This is a genomic window from Cupriavidus sp. U2, from assembly GCF_009663685.2.
In the GTDB taxonomy this organism is placed as follows: domain Bacteria; phylum Pseudomonadota; class Gammaproteobacteria; order Burkholderiales; family Burkholderiaceae; genus Cupriavidus; species Cupriavidus necator_C.
Genome location: NZ_RCOG02000027.1, coordinates 449546 through 463972, shown reverse-complemented (window position 1 = coordinate 463972; position 14427 = coordinate 449546). Strand labels below are relative to the sequence as shown.

The window sequence follows — 14427 nt, the reverse complement described above, 5'->3', positions numbered from 1 at the left end:
AGGTCATCCCATGCTGCAAGCCCCGTATTCCAGCGCGACCGCGTCGCGCACGCTGATCGATTCGCTGATCCGCTTCGGCCTGATCGCGCTGCTGTCGGTCTTCTGTTTCCAGATCTTCAAGCCGTTCATGAACCTGCTGCTGTGGTCGGTGATCCTGGCCATCACGATGTATCCGCTGCAGGTGTGGCTGCGTGGCAAGGTCTTTGACGGCGAAGGCCGCACCGCCACGCTGATCATCGTGGTGGTGATTGCCGTGGTGATGGTTCCGACCTACCTGCTGGGCATTGCGCTGATCGAATCGGTCGAGCATGCCATGGCGATTGCCAAGACCGGCGAATTCACGATCCCGCCGCCGCCCGAGGCGGTGGCCGGCTGGCCTGTCATCGGACGGCGGCTCCATGACGCCTGGCTGATGGCCTCCACCGATGCCGGCGGCCTGATCCAGAAGCTAGGCCCGCAGATCAAGACGGCCAGCCTTGGCTTGCTGGGAGCAATCGGTGGCGTGGGTGTCGGGCTGCTGGTCTTCGTCGGTGCGCTGATCATCGCCGGCATCATCATGGCCTATGGCGAACTGGGCACGCGCAGCGCGGAGCGGATTGCGTCGCGTCTCACCAGCCCGGAACGCGGGCCGCGTATCACGGCGCTGTGCACGGCGACCGTGCGCGCGGTGGCCCAGGGCGTGGTGGGCATCGCCTTCATCCAGATGCTGCTGATCGGCGTCGCCTTCATCATCAAGGGCGTGCCGGGTGCGGGGCTGCTGGCGCTGGCGGTGCTGCTGCTGGGCATCATGCAGCTGCCTGCCACGCTGATCACGGTGCCGGTGATCGTGCTGGTGTTCGCGGCCGAGGGCGCTTCCGGCGCCAACGTCGTGTTTGCGATCTACGTGTTCATCGCGGGCCTGTCGGACAATGTGCTCAAGCCGCTGCTGCTCGGGCGCGGCGTGGACGTGCCCATGCCGGTCATCCTGATCGGCGCGCTGGGCGGCATGGTCACCGGGGGCGTGATCGGCCTGTTCATCGGCCCGATCGTGCTGGCGGTGGGCTATCAGCTGTTCTGGCAATGGGTGGAAGATCCGCCGCCGCGTATCGAGGTGGAAACCGAAGCGCCGCACGGTGTGCCCGACATCACCGGGGCAGACATCACCAGGGGATAAACCGTGGCCGCATCCGCCCGCGCCTGGCTGGCCCTGGCCGCCGTGCTTGGCGGATGCGCACGGGTGGGGCCCGATTTCCAGCCGCAGCCCGAGCCGTGGACCGGCACGTGGCGCAGCGATGCCGTCGAGCAGGCCAGCGTCCAGCAGGCGACGCCAGACCTGCGCCAATGGTGGCAGGTGTTTGGCGACCCGGTGCTCGAAGCGCTGATGACGGCAGCCGACGCCGGCAATGCCGACGTGCGGATTGCCGGCTTGCGCGTGATGGAAGCGCGCGCCCAGCTGGGCATTGCGCTCGCGGGCCGCTATCCGCAGATGCAGCAGGCCAGCGCCTCGGCCATGTATGTCCATAGCCGCCAGTCCGGTCCTACCGCGCAGAGCGCGCGTCTCTGGGAATACAGCGCGGGCGTGGACGTCGGCTGGGAGCTTGATTTCTGGGGTCGCTTTGCGCGCGCCATCGAATCGGCCGATGCCGCTTACTTTGCCGCCCAGGCCAATCGCGAGTCTGTGCTGGTGCTGCTGCATGCCCAGCTGGCCACGACTTACTTCGCCGTACGCACGGCCGAGGCCCGGCTGCGCATCGCGCGCGACAATGCACGGCTGCAGAAGCGCAGCTTCGAGATCACGGAACGGCTGTTCAAGGGCGGAGAAAGCGACGAACTCGACTTCCAGCAGGCGCGTACCCAGTACCTTGGCACGTTGAGCAGCATTCCGGAACTGGAAAACCAGATCGGGCAGGCGCGCAACGCGCTGCTGGTGCTGCTGGGCCGGCCGCCGGGTCCGCTGCCTGAACTGGCGGACGCTGCCGACCGCGAGGGCGTGCTGCCATTGATCGATCGCGCCGTGCTGCAGGATGTACCGGCCAACCTGCTGTTGCGCCGCGCCGACATCCGTGCGGCCGAATTCCGCATCGCGGCCCAGTCCGCGCTGATCGGCGTGGCCAAGGCCGACCTGTATCCGGCCGTCACGCTGATGGGCAGCATCGGCTGGACGGCGGCATCGCTGCCCGGCACCCAGAACGGCCTGCTGCTGGTTGGCGGGCCCAGCGTGCGCTGGAACATCTTTGACTACGGGCGCATCGTCAACAACGTGCGCGTGCAGGACGCGCGGCTGCAGCAGCTGATCGTCGACTACCAGGCGGCCGTGCGGCAGGCCGCGCGCGAAGCCGACGATGCGGCCAGCGGGCTGGACAAGGCGCTGCAGCGCGAGCGCATCCTGGGCCAGGCGGCCCAGTCGGCGGAGCGGTCGCTGTCGCTGGCGAACACGGTATTCCGCGAAGGGTATTCGGATTTCCAGCGTGTGCTTGACGCACAGCGGGCGCTGTTCGCGCAGCAGGATGCGTATCTGGTCAATCGAGGCAACGCCGTGAACTACCTGATCGGGCTGTACAAGGCACTTGGGGGCGGCTGGGATACCACGGCGCCGCTGCTCGACGCCGGCACGCGGACCCAGATGCAGCAGCGCACCAACTGGGGCGGGCTGATCGACGAAGTGTCGCCGCCGCCGGCGGCCAGCCTTCCGGCCCAGACGGGGAGCACACGCCCATGAACGATACGCGTACTGGCGACGCCGCCATCGACGACAAGCCGGCCACGGGCGGCGGCACCCCCGCGCCGTCCGGCAAGGAGGCCGCGGCCGATCCGTCGCACAAGGCGCTGCGCTGGGTGGTGCTGCTCATCGTGCTGAGCCTGGCGTGGTATCTGCTGGCCGACCGGTTCACGCCTTACACGCAGCAGGCACGCGTGCAGGCGTTCGTGATTCCGGTGGCCTCCGAGGTGCCGGGCCGCGTGACGCGCGTCTACGTGCATAACAACCAGAACGTGACGGCCGGTACCGTGCTGTTCGATGTCGATCCGCAGCACTACAGGATCGCGCTGGACCGCGCACGGGCCGATCTGGAAACCACGCGGCGCGGCATCGGCGCCAACACCGCCGGTATCGATTCGGCCCGGGCGTCGCTGCGGGCCGCGCAGGCCAATGAACTGAAGGCGCAGCAGGACAGCGAGCGGCTGGAGCGGCTGTATCGCGAGGACCCGGGCACCGTGTCGGTCCGCCGCCTGGAGGTGGCACGGGCCACGCACACGCAGGCCATCAGCCAGGTAGCCGCGGCGCGGGCCGAGGTGGAGCGTGCGCGCGAGCAACAGGGCGGCAGCGACGACGACAATGCCAAGCTGCGCAGTGCCGCCGCTGCCGTGGACAAGGCCGAGCTGGACCTGGCCAACGCGCAGGTACGGGCGCGTACGGCCGGCCTGATTACGGACCTGCGCACCGAAACGGGCCAGTACGCGGCGGCGGGCGCACCATTGATGACGTTGATTGCCATCCACGATGTCTGGATCAGCGCCGACATGACCGAGAACAACCTTGGCCATCTGGTGCCCGGCTCGCCGGTGCGGATCGTGCTGGACGCCTTGCCGGGCACCGTGCTAACGGGCAAGGTGCGCAGCATCGGCTATGGCGTCAGCGCGGGCCAGAGTACGCCGCCCGGCACGCTGCCGACGATCCAGAACAGCCGCGACTGGCTGCGTCCCGCGCAGCGATTCCCGGTGATCGTTGACATCGACCCGGGGCAGCTGCCCACGTTGCGGGGCGTGCGTGTGGGCGGGCAGGCCGAGGTGATGGCATTTCCGACCGAAGGCAACCCGCTGAACCTGCTGGGCCGCGCGTTCCTGCGCGTCATGAGCTGGGTGTCGTATGTCTACTGACGCCGCCGCGTTGGCCATGCGCGCGATGCTGGCGCGCCGTGCCTTGCGGCTGGCGCTGGGCACGGCGGCCTGCCTGGCCCTGAGTTTCGGCATGCAGTGGGCGGTGCCCGTGATGGCGCCGGTGCTGGCCGTCTTCCTGTTTGCGACGTTGGACCGGCCGTTGCCGTTCAAGGCGGGCGTGGGCCTGGCGTTGGTAGTCATGCTGACGACCGGCAGCGGCATGCTGCTGGTGCCGTTCCTGCGCCATGCGCCGCTGACCGGCGTGCTGATGGCGGGCCTGTGCCTGTTTCTGGCGTTCCGCCATGGGCTGCGCGGCGGCAACAACCTCGTGTCGACGTTCCTGGTAGCGGGTGTCACGCTGATTTCGGCGGCGGGCACCGCCAACAGCGCGCTGGCGCTGACCGTGATTGGCGCGCTGGTGCGCGGGCTGCTGTGCGCGGTGCTGATGCTGGGCATCTGCTACCAGCTGATTCCCGAACCGGGCGGCCTGCGCATGCCGCAGAAGCCCAGCGCCGCCCCTGGCGATGCGGATGTCATGGCGCTGCGCGCCACGCTGGTGGTGATGCCGCCGTTCCTGCTGGCAATGGCGGACCCGGCCGCGTACCTGCCCATCATCATGAAGGCGGTCAGCCTGGGGCGGCAGAGCTGCAGCACGACGGCGCGGGGTGCGGCGCTGGAACTGGTGGGCTCCACGCTGATGGGCGGGGTGCTGGCCATCCTGTGCTGGCTGGCGCTGGGGCTGTTCGTCCACATCTGGATGTTCTTCCTCTGGATGCTGCTGTTCGGGCTCTGGGTGGCGCGCCGGCTATTCCGGCTGCGGCCGGGACGCATGTCGCCCGGGTTCTGGCTGAACAGCCTCGTGACGATGATCATCCTGCTGGGGCAGTCCGTGGCGGACAGCGCGGCGGGCAAGGACGTTTACCAGGCGTTCATGGTGCGCATGGGGCTGTTTGTCGGCGTGTCGCTGTACGCGTGGCTGATGATGGCGCTGCTGGACCGGCGTGCCGCGCCGGTGGCGGCGTAAGTTGAGGGAGACCGTCATGCAATTGCACCTGCTGGTTGCCGCCCCCGTGATGCTGCTGTGCCTGCTGCTGCAATGCGGGGCCGTGGCGCTGTGCCTGCGGCGCTATGCGCGGTTCCAGAACAAGTGGCAGGGGCTTGAACCGCTGTGGATGGACGCCGTGCTGCTGACGTCCGTGATGCTGCTGACGCTGTTCTGCAACTTCGCGCAGATGGTGGTGTGGGCGGGGCTGTTCATGGTGCTGGGCGAATTCGACACGCTTGGCGCGGCGCTGTATCACTCGGCGGTGAACTTCGCCACGCTGGGCTACGGCGATATCGTGATGTCGCCCCGCTGGCGCATGCTCGGGCCGATCGAATCGGCGCTGGGCATCCTGATGTTCGGCCTGTCCACGGCGCTGATGACGGCTGCGGTCCTTGACGTGGTCAAGAGCCAGATGGCCCGGCTGCGGGAGGCCGGGCCGTCATGACGCACGGACCATCACCCGTGGTCTGTGGTCAGGTGCAGTTGGCGCGGTAGGTCTCTTCCAGCTGCTTGCGCGAATTGTCGCGCTCCAGCTTGGGAACGGCACGGCCCTGCGCACTTTGCGTGGCGGTGCCGGGCGACGTGTAGGCGCGCTGCTTCGACGTACCGCTCAGCTCCTGCAACAGCGCGTCGCAGCGTTCGCGTTTGGCGTCGGCCGGGCTTGCGGACGGTGCCGAAGGGGCGCGGTAGGGGTTGCCGCCTTCACGGACCGCATCGGAGATGGCCGCGGCACCCGAACTCGGCATTTGCTGCGCCTGCGCGGGCATCGCGCCCAGACAGAGGCTCAGCGCGCCGGTGGCGACGATCAGGCACTGCAACGGCTTCATGGCGTTCGGCATGCGGGCTCCGCGTTCGGGTTCAGGGTGGTGTGGCAAACGTAGCTGATGCGTCGGGGCGCGTCGGGATGCGTAGTGACGCGTAATACGTTTTCCTAGACTAGACGCAGCCGTCCCGTGCCGCAAGGGCAGCCGGAGCGACCTTGCGGGCCGGTCAGCGCGGGCTGGTGTGCCGTCGCCGCCAGACGATCGGCGCCTCGCCGAACTGTGCGGAGAACCAGCGCGTGAACGCTGCGGCCGACCCGTAGCCCAGCAGTTCCGACACCCGCAGCAGGGAATAGTCGGGATTGGCGACGTATCGTTGCGCCAGGTCGCGCCGCACGCCATTGACGATGTCCGAGAAGGTCTCGCCGGAGGCGTCAAGCTGGCGTTGCATGGTGCGCAGACTCATGCCCAGCCCCTGCGCCACGGCCTCGCTGGTGGCGCGTCCCATCGGCAACATCAGGTAGACGGCATTGCGTACCTCGCGCCCGACCGACGCGTCATTCACGCGCGGCAGCGCTTCCACCACCCGCTCGGCGTGGCGCGCCATGGCGGGATTGCCGGTCGGGTTCGGCGTGTCCAGGTCAGCGGCCAGGCAGACGATGCCGTTGAACTCGCTGCCGAACTCCAGCCGGCAGCCGAACAGGCGCCGATGCACGTCGAGGTCCGGCGGCGCCGCGTGCGTGAAATTCACGCTTTGCGGATGCCATTGCGGTCCCAGCAGTGCGCGGCACAACCGGAACACCACGCCCAGCGCCAGTTCCGTGGCCTGGCGCGAGGGCGTATCAAGCACCACTTCCTGCCGGATCAGCACGATCTTGTCGGACGCTTCCAGCAGGATGGCCACCGATTCGTTGACCAGATGCCGGTAGCGGATGATGGTTTCCAGCGCGTCGCGCAAGGTGGGTTGCTGGCTGATCAGCAGGCTCATCAGCCCGAAGTCAGACAGCTGCCGAGACTCCGCCATGCGCAGGCCGAACGTGGGGCAGCCGGTGGCTTGCGCAGCGGCTTCGAGCAGCGTGGCGCAGGCCTGGACCGGAATGCGCTGCTCGGGATCGGCCAGCAGCGCCTGGCTCAGGCGAGCCGTGCGCAGCAGGGGCAGCGGATTGGCGCCCAGGCCATTCGCGACGTCGAAGAAGTTGGTCATCACCGCAGCGCGTACCAGGGTTTTCACGCGAGTCTCCCGATGTTGTTTTTCGCGCGTCACATGCATGGGGCCATGACGCGTCGTTGGCGCGATGATAGGCGGCGATGGCATGAAATGCAAAGTGTCCGGATTGCGCTGCAAAGCAGCGCAGGCCTGCGGCTCCTACATTGAGGTCATGGCGGCGCAAGTGGTGCCGCCCCCAATCAGGAGACGATTTCCATGGCCAAGGCAGTGCGTATGTATGAAACCGGCGGACCCGAGGTGCTTCGCTACGAAGACGCCGAGGTGGGCGACCCGGGTCCGGGTCAGGTCCGCATCCGCCACGTGGCGGTGGGCCTCAACTATGCCGACACGTACTTCCGCAATGGCACCTACCCGGTGCCGCTGCCCGCGGGCATGGGCGTGGAAGCGTCGGGCGTGGTGCAGGCCGTGGGTGCCGGCGTGGCCAATGTGGCCGTGGGCGACCGCGTGACGTACACCGGCTTCGTGAACACGCTGGGTGCCTACAGCACCGAGCGCCTGGTGCCGGCCGCGCCGCTGATCCGCCTGCCGGAAAGCATCGGCTTCGAGACGGCCGCCGCCATGACCATGCGCGGCCTGACGTCGGCCTACCTGATGCGCCGCATCCACACCTTCCGCAAGGGCGACACGATCCTGTTGCATGCGGCGGCCGGCGGCGTGGGGCTGATCGTCTCGCAGTGGGCCCGCCTGCTGGGGCTGAACGTGATCGGCACGGTATCGACCGAGGAGAAGGGCGAGATCGCGCGGGCCCATGGCTGCCAGCACATCATCAACTACAGCCATGAGGACGTGGCGGCGCGCGTACGCGAACTGACCGACGGCGTGGGCGCCAACGTGGTGTTCGACAGCGTGGGCAAGAGCACCTTCATGGCATCGCTGGATTCGCTCAAGCGCCGTGGCCTGCTGGTGTGCGTGGGGACGGCCTCGGGCCCGATCCCGCCGTTCGATCCGGTGCTGCTGGCGATGAAGGGCTCGGTCTACGTGACGCGCCCGGCGCTGGCCGACTACATTGCCGACCCGGCCGAGAAGGCCGAACTGGCAGGCGAGCTGTTCGACCACGTGGGGTCGGGCCGTATCCGCATCGAGATCAACCAGCGTTATGCGCTGGAAGACGCGGTGCAGGCCCATCGCGACCTGGAGTCGCGCAAGACCACGGGTTCGTCGATCTTCGTCGTTTGAAGCGCTTGAGGAGACAGTCATGAAAGTACAACAACTGAGCTGTGCGCTGGGCGCCGAGCTGGTGGGCGTGGATCTGGGCGAAGCCGTGCGCAACGACGACCTGTTTGGCGAGATCCGTGCGCAACTGCTGAAGCATCGCGTGCTGTTCCTGCGCAACCAGCAGTTCAGCCGGGCCGAGCACGTGGCCTTTGCCAGCCGCTTCGGCGCGCTGGAAGACCACCCGGTGGCGGGCAGCGATCCGGAGCATCCGGGCCTGGTGCGCATCTACAAGCGCCCGGACCAGCCCAACGACCGCTACGAGAACTGCTGGCACTCGGACACCACCTGGCGCGAGGCGCCGCAGTTCGGCGCGGTGCTGCGCTGCATCGAATGCCCGCCCGTGGGCGGCGACACGATGTGGGCCAACATGGCGCTGGCCTATGAGCGACTGCCCGACACGGTCAAGGCACAGATTGCCGACCTGCGCGCCCGCCACAGCATCGAGGCCAGCTTCGGCGCGGCCATGCCGATCGAAAAGCGGCTGGCGCTCAAGGCCCAGTTCCCCGACGCGGAGCATCCGGTGGTGCGCACGCATCCCGATACCGGCGAGAAGGTGCTGTACGTGAACGGCTTCACCACGCACTTCACCAACTTCCACACCCCGGCGCGCGTGCGCTACGGCCAGGATGCCAACCCGGGCGCCGCCGACCTGCTGCGCTATCTGGTGTCGCAGGCGTACATCCCGGAATTCCAGGTGCGCTGGCGCTGGGAGCCGAACAGCGTGGCGATCTGGGACAACACGGCCACCCAGCACTACGCGGTCATGGACTACGCGCCGTGCCACCGCAAGATGGAACGCGCCGGCATCGTCGGCAGCGTGCCGTACTGATCCGCATGCGGATCGGGCAGAACCCGCAAGACATGATGGACATGAAGGACAGAGCAGGCATGAAGGACAACCTCGTCGTTACCACCCCCTCGGCATACGCCTACCCGCTGCTGGTCAAGCAGCTGCTGACCAACGCGATGAGCCTGTATGGCGATCAGGAAATCAGCTATCGCGGCGAGATGCGCTACACGTATCGGGATTTCCACCAGCGTCTGGGCAAGCTCGCCAACGCGCTGGGGGCCCTGGGCGTGCGTCACGGCAGCACCGTGGCCGTGATGGACTGGGACAGCCATCGCTACCTGGAGTGCTACTTTGGTGTGCCGATGATGGGCGCCACGCTGTTCACGGTGAACGTGCGCCTGTCGCCGCAGCAGATTCTCTACACGCTGAACGATGCCGGCGCCGACGTGGTGCTGGTGCATCCGGACTTCCTGCCGGTGCTCGAACAGATCCGCGACAGCCTGGTGCGGCAGCCGCGCTTCGTCCTGATGGCCGACGGCCAGGACGTGCCCGCCGGCACCGTGCCGTTCGATGGCGAATACGAGGCCCTGCTGGGTGCCGCGCCGGCCGGGTTCGATTTTCCGGACTTCGACGAGCGCACCAAGGCGACCACGTTCTACACCACGGGCACCACGGGCGACCCCAAGGGCGTGTGCTACAGCCATCGCGACATCGTGCTGCACACGCTGACCACGGCCACCAGCCTGTGCTCGCCGCGTGAAGGCCAGCGCATGCACCGTGAAGACGTGTACATGCCGATTACGCCGATGTTCCACGTGATGGCCTGGGGCATGCCGTTCGTGGCAATCATGCTGGGCCTGCGCACTGTGCTGCCGGGCCGCTACGTGCCGGCCACGCTGCTGCAGCTGCGCAAGGCCGAGAAGGTCACCTTCTCGCACTGCGTGCCGACCATCCTGCAGATGTTGCTGCAGGCGGCGGACGAAGGCGATTGCAACCTGTGGGGCTGGAAGATGATCATCGGCGGCTCGGCGTTGCCGCCGGTGCTGTGCGAGGCGGCACTGGCGCGCGGCATCGACATCTTTGCCGGCTACGGCATGTCGGAAACGGGCCCGATCGTCGCGCTGGCCCAGCTGCCGCCGGGCCATGTGCCGCTGACCCGCGAGGAGGAAGTGCGCATGCGCTGCGCCACGGGGCGTCCCGTGCCGCTGGCCGATTTCCGCATCGTCGGCCCCGATATGCGCGAAGTGGCGCACGACGGCAAGGCGCAGGGCGAGATCGTGCTGCGCGCGCCGTATCTGACCAAGTCGTACTTCCGCAAGCCGTCGGCGTCGGAGGACCTGTGGGCCGATGGCTACCTGCACACGCAGGACGTGGCGGTGATCGGCGAGGATAGGTTCGTGCAGATCGTGGACCGGCTCAAGGACGTGATCAAGACCGGCGGCGAATGGGTGTCGTCGATCGAGATCGAGAACCTCGTCACCCAGGTACCCGGCGTGCAGGAATGCGCGGTGGTGGGCGTGCCCGATGCGCGCTGGGGCGAACGGCCGATGGCCTACGTGGTACGCAAGGCTGGCATCGAGGTGGACGCCCAGCAGATCCGCGCGGTACTGCTGGGCCATGTCGAAGCCCAGCGGCTGAGCAAGTTCGCGGTGCCCGAGCGCGACCGGATCGCGTTCGTCACGGCGATTCCGAAGACGAGCGTGGGCAAGATTGACAAGAAGCTGCTGCGGGAAAAGAAGGCAGCCTGAGACGAAAGGGAAATTTGATGGCCGCCCCTCCCCGGCTCGGAGGGCGGCTTTTTTGCGTTTACGCCGCCGGCAGCACACCCTGCAGCCAGTCCAGTTCCCGAAATCCGCCGATGGCATGGCGGGCCAGCAGCGCCGAAAGCACCAGCATGGTCACGCCGACCAGGCGGTCCAGCATCTGCCAGGCACGCGGATTGGCGAACCACGGCGCGAGCCATCGCGCGCCAAAGCCCACGGCGCCGAACCAGGCCAGGCTGCCAATGCTGGCGCCGGCCACGAACCAGCCGCGCATGGCGGCCGGCTGTTGCGCGCCGATGCTGCCCACCAGCAGTACGGTGTCCAGGTAGACATGGGGATTGAGCAACGTGAAGGCCAGGGCCTGCGCCAGCACGGCGCCACGCGTGGTGCTGGCCTGGCCATCGGCAGCCCGCAGCGCATGCTGGCCGTGGGCGCGCCGCCACGCCTGCCAGCCGTAGCAGGCCAGGAAGACCGCGCCGGCCAACGCCAGCGCGGCCGCCAATGCGGGCCGTTCGCCCAGGGCGCGGGCCATGCCCATGACGCCGGCGGCGATCAGCAGCGCGTCGGCCAGCGCACACAGCAGCACCACGCTGCCCACGTGCTCGCGGCGCAGGCCCTGGCGCAGCACGAACGCGTTCTGGGCGCCAATGGCAACGATCAGGCCCAGGCTCAGGGCCAGGCCTTGCAGCAGGACGGCGATGCCGGGCGGCATGCCCGAAGGCAGGAAGTCGGTCGAATACATGGCGCAAGCTTGCCATCGGCGGGCGGTGAAGCCAAACTAAATCATCTTTACTGACATTAGCCAATCTTAATCGTGCTCGATTACGCGGCGCTTTCCGCGCTGGCCGCCGTTGTGCGCGAGGGCAGCTTCGAGCGGGCGGCCCGCGCGCTTCACGTCACGCCATCGGCCATTTCGCAGCGCATCCGGATGCTGGAGGAACGCGTCGGCTGTGCGCTGGTGATCCGCGACACGCCCTGCCGGGCCACCGAAACCGGCCGCCGGCTGTGCCAGCACGTCGATCACGTGCGGTTGCTCGAACAGGAGCTGCACGGTGCCTTGCCCGCACTGGCGCCGCAGGGCGAGGCGCGCGTGCCACTGCCGGTGGCCGTGAACGCCGACAGCCTGGCCACCTGGCTGGCGCAGCCGCTTGCCGCGTTTGCGGCGCGGCATCCGGTGTTGATGGAAGTGGCGGTCGACGACCAGGACCATACGACGGAATGGCTGCGCAGCGGCGCGGTGCTGGCGGCCGTCACGGCCACCGCGCGACCGGCGGCCGGATGCAACAGCCGTCCGCTCGGGGCCATGCGCTATGTGGCGGCGGCCAGCCCGGCGTTCGTGGCGCGCCATTTCGCGGCCGGCGTGGGGGCCGGCAGTCTCGCCCAGGCGCCGAGTCTCGTATTCAACGCCAAGGACGAACTGCAGGCCCGCTGGGTGAACCGGCTATGCCACCGGCAGGTGCAGTTGCCCCGTCACACGCTGCCGTCGTCGTATGCGTTTGTCACGGCGGCGCTGGCCGGCATGGGGTGGGGCATGCATCCGCAGTCGATGATCGATGGCCATCTGCAGGCCGGCACACTGGTGGAACTGGTGCCCGACACGCCGCTCGATGTGCCGCTGCACTGGCAGCATGCGCGCGCGGCATCGGGCCTGCTGGAAGGATTGACCGCCGAAGTGCTGGCCGCTGCGCGGACGGCGCTGCTGCCGCCCTGAACCGCCGAGCCACTTGCGGCGGCCGGTGCGGGCGTGCCGGCCTCAGCGCAGGGTCATGGTGAAGTCGTCGAGCTGGGTGATGGCGGTGTTCCAGCCCTCGAAGAAGCCCATCTTCTCGTGCTGGTCGCGCGTGGCGTCGTCGGGATGCATGACACGGGCGACATAGCGGCTGCCGCCGGGGTCGTCATCCATCGTGATGATGGCGGTGAAGCCGAGCCACGGCTTGTGCGGGCGCCAGCCGCCGGTCAGCATCGACGTAAATACCAGCCGAGACTGCGGCACGACTTCGAGAAAGCAGCCGGGGTTGTCGCTGGTGCCCCCGTCCGGCCCCTGCATGAAGGTATGGAAGTTGCCGCCCGGCCGCAGGTCGAAGCCGCGCACCTGCGTGGTCCACGGCTTGGGGCACCACCATTCCTTGAGCAGGGCGGGGTCCGACCAGGCGCGCCAGAGCGCGGACCGTGGCGCGCGCAGCACGCGGGAAATCACGAGATCGCGGGATTCAGCGGCGTTTTCCGGCATGGGTTTGCTCCTCTTGATGCAGTCGCTCGACGAAATCGACCATGCGGTCGGACCTGGCTTCCCACACGGCACGCTGCTCGGCCAGCCATTGCTCGGCTTGGGAGAGCGTTTCCGGCACCAGTTCGCAGGTGCGGGTGCGCCCAGCCTTGCAGGTTCGGATCAAGCCGCTGCGCTCCAGCACCGTCACGTGCTTCATGAACGACGGCAGCGCCATGTCGAACGGCGCCGCCAGCGACGACACGGTTTGCGCGCCGCCGACCAGCGCGCAGACGATGGCGCAGCGGGTGGGATCGGCAAGCGCGTGGAATACGTCGCTCACCGAGACTTGATAGTTAGCCATGCAGCTAACTATAGGACAAGAGGCAGGCCGTGGCAATGACGGCCTGTGATTGCGAAACGATGGGGAGATTCGGTCAGGGCTTGATGTTGAACGTCTTGACGATGCCTGCGTTGCGGTCGTATTCGGCGTGCAGCGACTGGTTCAGGTCCTGTAGCGACTGGGCCGGCATCGGCTCGTAGCCGAGCGCCTCCAGGCGCTCGCGTACCTTGGGGTTGGCCGCGGCCTTGTACACCGCGCTCTGGATCTTCTGCGCCACGTCGGCCGGCATCTGCGCGGACGCGATCACGCCCACCCAGTTGCTGAAGTCGATATCGGGGTAGCCTTGCTCGGCAAACGTCGGCACCTGCGGCAGCAGCGGCGACCGTGTCCGGGACGCCACGGCGTAGGGCTGCAGCTTGCCGGCGCGGATCATCGGCAGCGAGGTCACCATGCCGTCATACATCAGCGGGATCTGGCCGCCCATCACCTGGGCCAGTGCGGGGCCCGAGCCGGCGAACGGCACGTGCTGCAGGTCCATGCCGGCTTCCTGGTTCATGATGGCGCCGGCGTAGTGCGATGCGGTGCCCGCACTGTACGAGGCAAAGCTGAGCTTGCCCGGATTGGCCTTGGCGTACGCGATCAGGCTCTTGAGGTCCTTGGCCGGCAGGTTCGGCGCGCCGACCAGCACCATGCGCGAGCGGCCAACCGCCGCCAGCGGACGAACGTCCTTCATGGTGTCGTACGGCGTCTTCTGCACCTGCGGCACTTCGGTCAGTACATTGGTGGCTGTCACCATGATGGTCTGGCCATCGGCGGGCGCGGCCAGCATCGTGTTGATGGCGATGGCACCGCCGCCGCCCGGCTTGTTGTCGACCACCACGGACTGCCCAAGGTCGGCAGCCAGCTGTTCGGCCAGCACGCGCGCCATGACATCCATGGTGCCGCCGGCAGGCGCGGGCACGAGCACGCGCACTGGCTTGCTGGTCCAGGCCATGGCGGCCGGCATCGCCAGCGTCAGGATGGCCGCCAGGATCGCGCGGCGCATGCGAAGGGGGGCAGGTTGGTTCGGCATCTTTGTCTCCATGATAGGTCTTGTAGGTATAGAAAGCCGGACCTGCCCGCGCATTGGGCTGTAGAGGAACGTGTCGTCGCGTTGGAATCGGCAGACCCGGTGAAACAGCCGGCGCGCACCGCATACATTGTGCCGCGCGTCGCCGGGAA

The 14427-nt window shown here is 67.9% G+C and carries 15 protein-coding genes; 9 read left to right on the top strand and 6 right to left on the bottom strand.

Features of this window, described 5'->3' with window-relative positions; genetic code table 11:
- Window positions 1–10 precede the first annotated feature (10 nt).
- From D9X30_RS21705 to D9X30_RS21685, 5 genes are read left to right on the top strand one after another with little or no spacing between them, the layout of a single operon-like run.
- Entirely contained in the window at window positions 11–1153 is a 1143-nt protein-coding gene (locus D9X30_RS21705; RefSeq protein ID WP_153945828.1) for an AI-2E family transporter, read from the top strand.
- 3 nt (window positions 1154–1156) lie between these two features.
- Window positions 1157–2698, top strand: coding sequence for an efflux transporter outer membrane subunit (locus tag D9X30_RS21700; protein WP_249641044.1), 1542 nt, complete (start codon window positions 1157–1159; stop codon window positions 2696–2698).
- Window positions 2695–3855, top strand: coding sequence for an HlyD family secretion protein (locus tag D9X30_RS21695; protein WP_153945829.1), 1161 nt, complete (start codon window positions 2695–2697; stop codon window positions 3853–3855). The genes D9X30_RS21700 and D9X30_RS21695 overlap by 4 nt, the downstream gene beginning before the upstream one ends.
- Window positions 3845–4879 carry a DUF2955 domain-containing protein gene (locus D9X30_RS21690; protein ID WP_153945830.1) on the top strand — a complete coding sequence of 345 codons (1035 nt, stop codon included), beginning with the start codon at window positions 3845–3847 and terminating at the stop codon, window positions 4877–4879. The genes D9X30_RS21695 and D9X30_RS21690 overlap by 11 nt, the downstream gene beginning before the upstream one ends.
- Window positions 4880–4895: 16 nt before the next feature.
- On the top strand, window positions 4896–5345 hold the full coding sequence (locus tag D9X30_RS21685; protein ID WP_153945831.1) for an ion channel: 450 nt from the start codon (window positions 4896–4898) through the stop codon (window positions 5343–5345).
- A 28-nt stretch (window positions 5346–5373) separates the two neighbouring features.
- Here D9X30_RS21685 and D9X30_RS21680 read toward each other — a convergent pair whose 3' ends face one another.
- Window positions 5374–5739: a hypothetical protein gene (locus D9X30_RS21680; protein WP_228770747.1), complete on the bottom strand. Its 366-nt coding sequence runs from the start codon at window positions 5737–5739 to the stop codon at window positions 5374–5376.
- Window positions 5740–5890: 151 nt separating this feature from the next.
- Window positions 5891–6892, bottom strand: a complete 1002-nt coding sequence (locus tag D9X30_RS21675) for an AraC family transcriptional regulator (RefSeq protein ID WP_249641043.1) — start codon at window positions 6890–6892, stop codon at window positions 5891–5893.
- A 192-nt stretch (window positions 6893–7084) separates the two neighbouring features.
- Between D9X30_RS21675 and D9X30_RS21670 the strand changes: the two genes are divergently transcribed.
- From D9X30_RS21670 to D9X30_RS21660, 3 genes are read left to right on the top strand one after another with little or no spacing between them, the layout of a single operon-like run.
- Window positions 7085–8065: a quinone oxidoreductase family protein gene (locus tag D9X30_RS21670; protein ID WP_153945832.1), complete on the top strand. Its 981-nt coding sequence runs from the start codon at window positions 7085–7087 to the stop codon at window positions 8063–8065.
- A 19-nt stretch (window positions 8066–8084) separates the two neighbouring features.
- Window positions 8085–8933 (top strand): TauD/TfdA dioxygenase family protein, encoded by an 849-nt coding sequence (locus D9X30_RS21665; RefSeq protein ID WP_153945833.1) that lies wholly within the window; start codon window positions 8085–8087, stop codon window positions 8931–8933.
- A gap of 59 nt (window positions 8934–8992) precedes the next feature.
- Entirely contained in the window at window positions 8993–10642 is a 1650-nt protein-coding gene (locus tag D9X30_RS21660) for a long-chain-fatty-acid--CoA ligase (protein ID WP_153946086.1), read from the top strand.
- A gap of 58 nt (window positions 10643–10700) precedes the next feature.
- Here the strand turns inward: D9X30_RS21660 and D9X30_RS21655 are convergent, their stop codons facing one another.
- Window positions 10701–11399, bottom strand: coding sequence for a LysE/ArgO family amino acid transporter (locus D9X30_RS21655; RefSeq protein ID WP_228770748.1), 699 nt, complete (start codon window positions 11397–11399; stop codon window positions 10701–10703).
- Window positions 11400–11471: 72 nt separating this feature from the next.
- On the opposite strand from D9X30_RS21655, the gene D9X30_RS21650 reads away from it, so the two are divergent.
- Window positions 11472–12368 (top strand): LysR family transcriptional regulator ArgP, encoded by an 897-nt coding sequence (locus tag D9X30_RS21650; RefSeq protein WP_249641042.1) that lies wholly within the window; start codon window positions 11472–11474, stop codon window positions 12366–12368.
- A gap of 42 nt (window positions 12369–12410) precedes the next feature.
- On the opposite strand, the gene D9X30_RS21645 is transcribed toward D9X30_RS21650, so the two are convergent.
- The 3 genes from D9X30_RS21645 to D9X30_RS21635 form a co-directional block, all read right to left on the bottom strand.
- Complete coding sequence (locus D9X30_RS21645; RefSeq protein WP_153945834.1) at window positions 12411–12887, bottom strand: SRPBCC family protein; 477 nt, start codon at window positions 12885–12887, stop codon at window positions 12411–12413.
- A complete protein-coding gene (locus D9X30_RS21640; RefSeq protein WP_153945835.1) occupies window positions 12868–13227 on the bottom strand; it encodes an ArsR/SmtB family transcription factor in 360 nt (119 codons plus the stop codon). The genes D9X30_RS21645 and D9X30_RS21640 overlap by 20 nt, the downstream gene beginning before the upstream one ends.
- A 73-nt stretch (window positions 13228–13300) precedes the next feature.
- Window positions 13301–14278 carry a Bug family tripartite tricarboxylate transporter substrate binding protein gene (locus D9X30_RS21635; RefSeq protein WP_153945836.1) on the bottom strand — a complete coding sequence of 326 codons (978 nt, stop codon included), beginning with the start codon at window positions 14276–14278 and terminating at the stop codon, window positions 13301–13303.
- Between the last annotated feature and the right edge of the window lie 149 nt (window positions 14279–14427).

What these genes read in the sequence shown, in the direction of transcription:
- D9X30_RS21670 (WP_153945832.1), top strand. Translation starts at nt 7,085, where the DNA reads ATGGCCAAGGCAGTGCGTATGTATGAAACCGGCGGACCCGAGGTGCTT.
- D9X30_RS21680 (WP_228770747.1), bottom strand. Translation starts at nt 5,739, where the DNA reads ATGCCGAACGCCATGAAGCCGTTGCAGTGCCTGATCGTCGCCACCGGC.
- D9X30_RS21695 (WP_153945829.1), top strand. Translation starts at nt 2,695, where the DNA reads ATGAACGATACGCGTACTGGCGACGCCGCCATCGACGACAAGCCGGCC.
- D9X30_RS21665 (WP_153945833.1), top strand. Translation starts at nt 8,085, where the DNA reads ATGAAAGTACAACAACTGAGCTGTGCGCTGGGCGCCGAGCTGGTGGGC.
- D9X30_RS21705 (WP_153945828.1), top strand. Translation starts at nt 11, where the DNA reads ATGCTGCAAGCCCCGTATTCCAGCGCGACCGCGTCGCGCACGCTGATC.
- D9X30_RS21690 (WP_153945830.1), top strand. Translation starts at nt 3,845, where the DNA reads ATGTCTACTGACGCCGCCGCGTTGGCCATGCGCGCGATGCTGGCGCGC.
- D9X30_RS21640 (WP_153945835.1), bottom strand. Translation starts at nt 13,227, where the DNA reads ATGGCTAACTATCAAGTCTCGGTGAGCGACGTATTCCACGCGCTTGCC.
- D9X30_RS21635 (WP_153945836.1), bottom strand. Translation starts at nt 14,278, where the DNA reads ATGCCGAACCAACCTGCCCCCCTTCGCATGCGCCGCGCGATCCTGGCG.
- D9X30_RS21660 (WP_153946086.1), top strand. Translation starts at nt 8,993, where the DNA reads ATGAAGGACAACCTCGTCGTTACCACCCCCTCGGCATACGCCTACCCG.
- D9X30_RS21685 (WP_153945831.1), top strand. Translation starts at nt 4,896, where the DNA reads ATGCAATTGCACCTGCTGGTTGCCGCCCCCGTGATGCTGCTGTGCCTG.
- D9X30_RS21655 (WP_228770748.1), bottom strand. Translation starts at nt 11,399, where the DNA reads ATGTATTCGACCGACTTCCTGCCTTCGGGCATGCCGCCCGGCATCGCC.
- D9X30_RS21645 (WP_153945834.1), bottom strand. Translation starts at nt 12,887, where the DNA reads ATGCCGGAAAACGCCGCTGAATCCCGCGATCTCGTGATTTCCCGCGTG.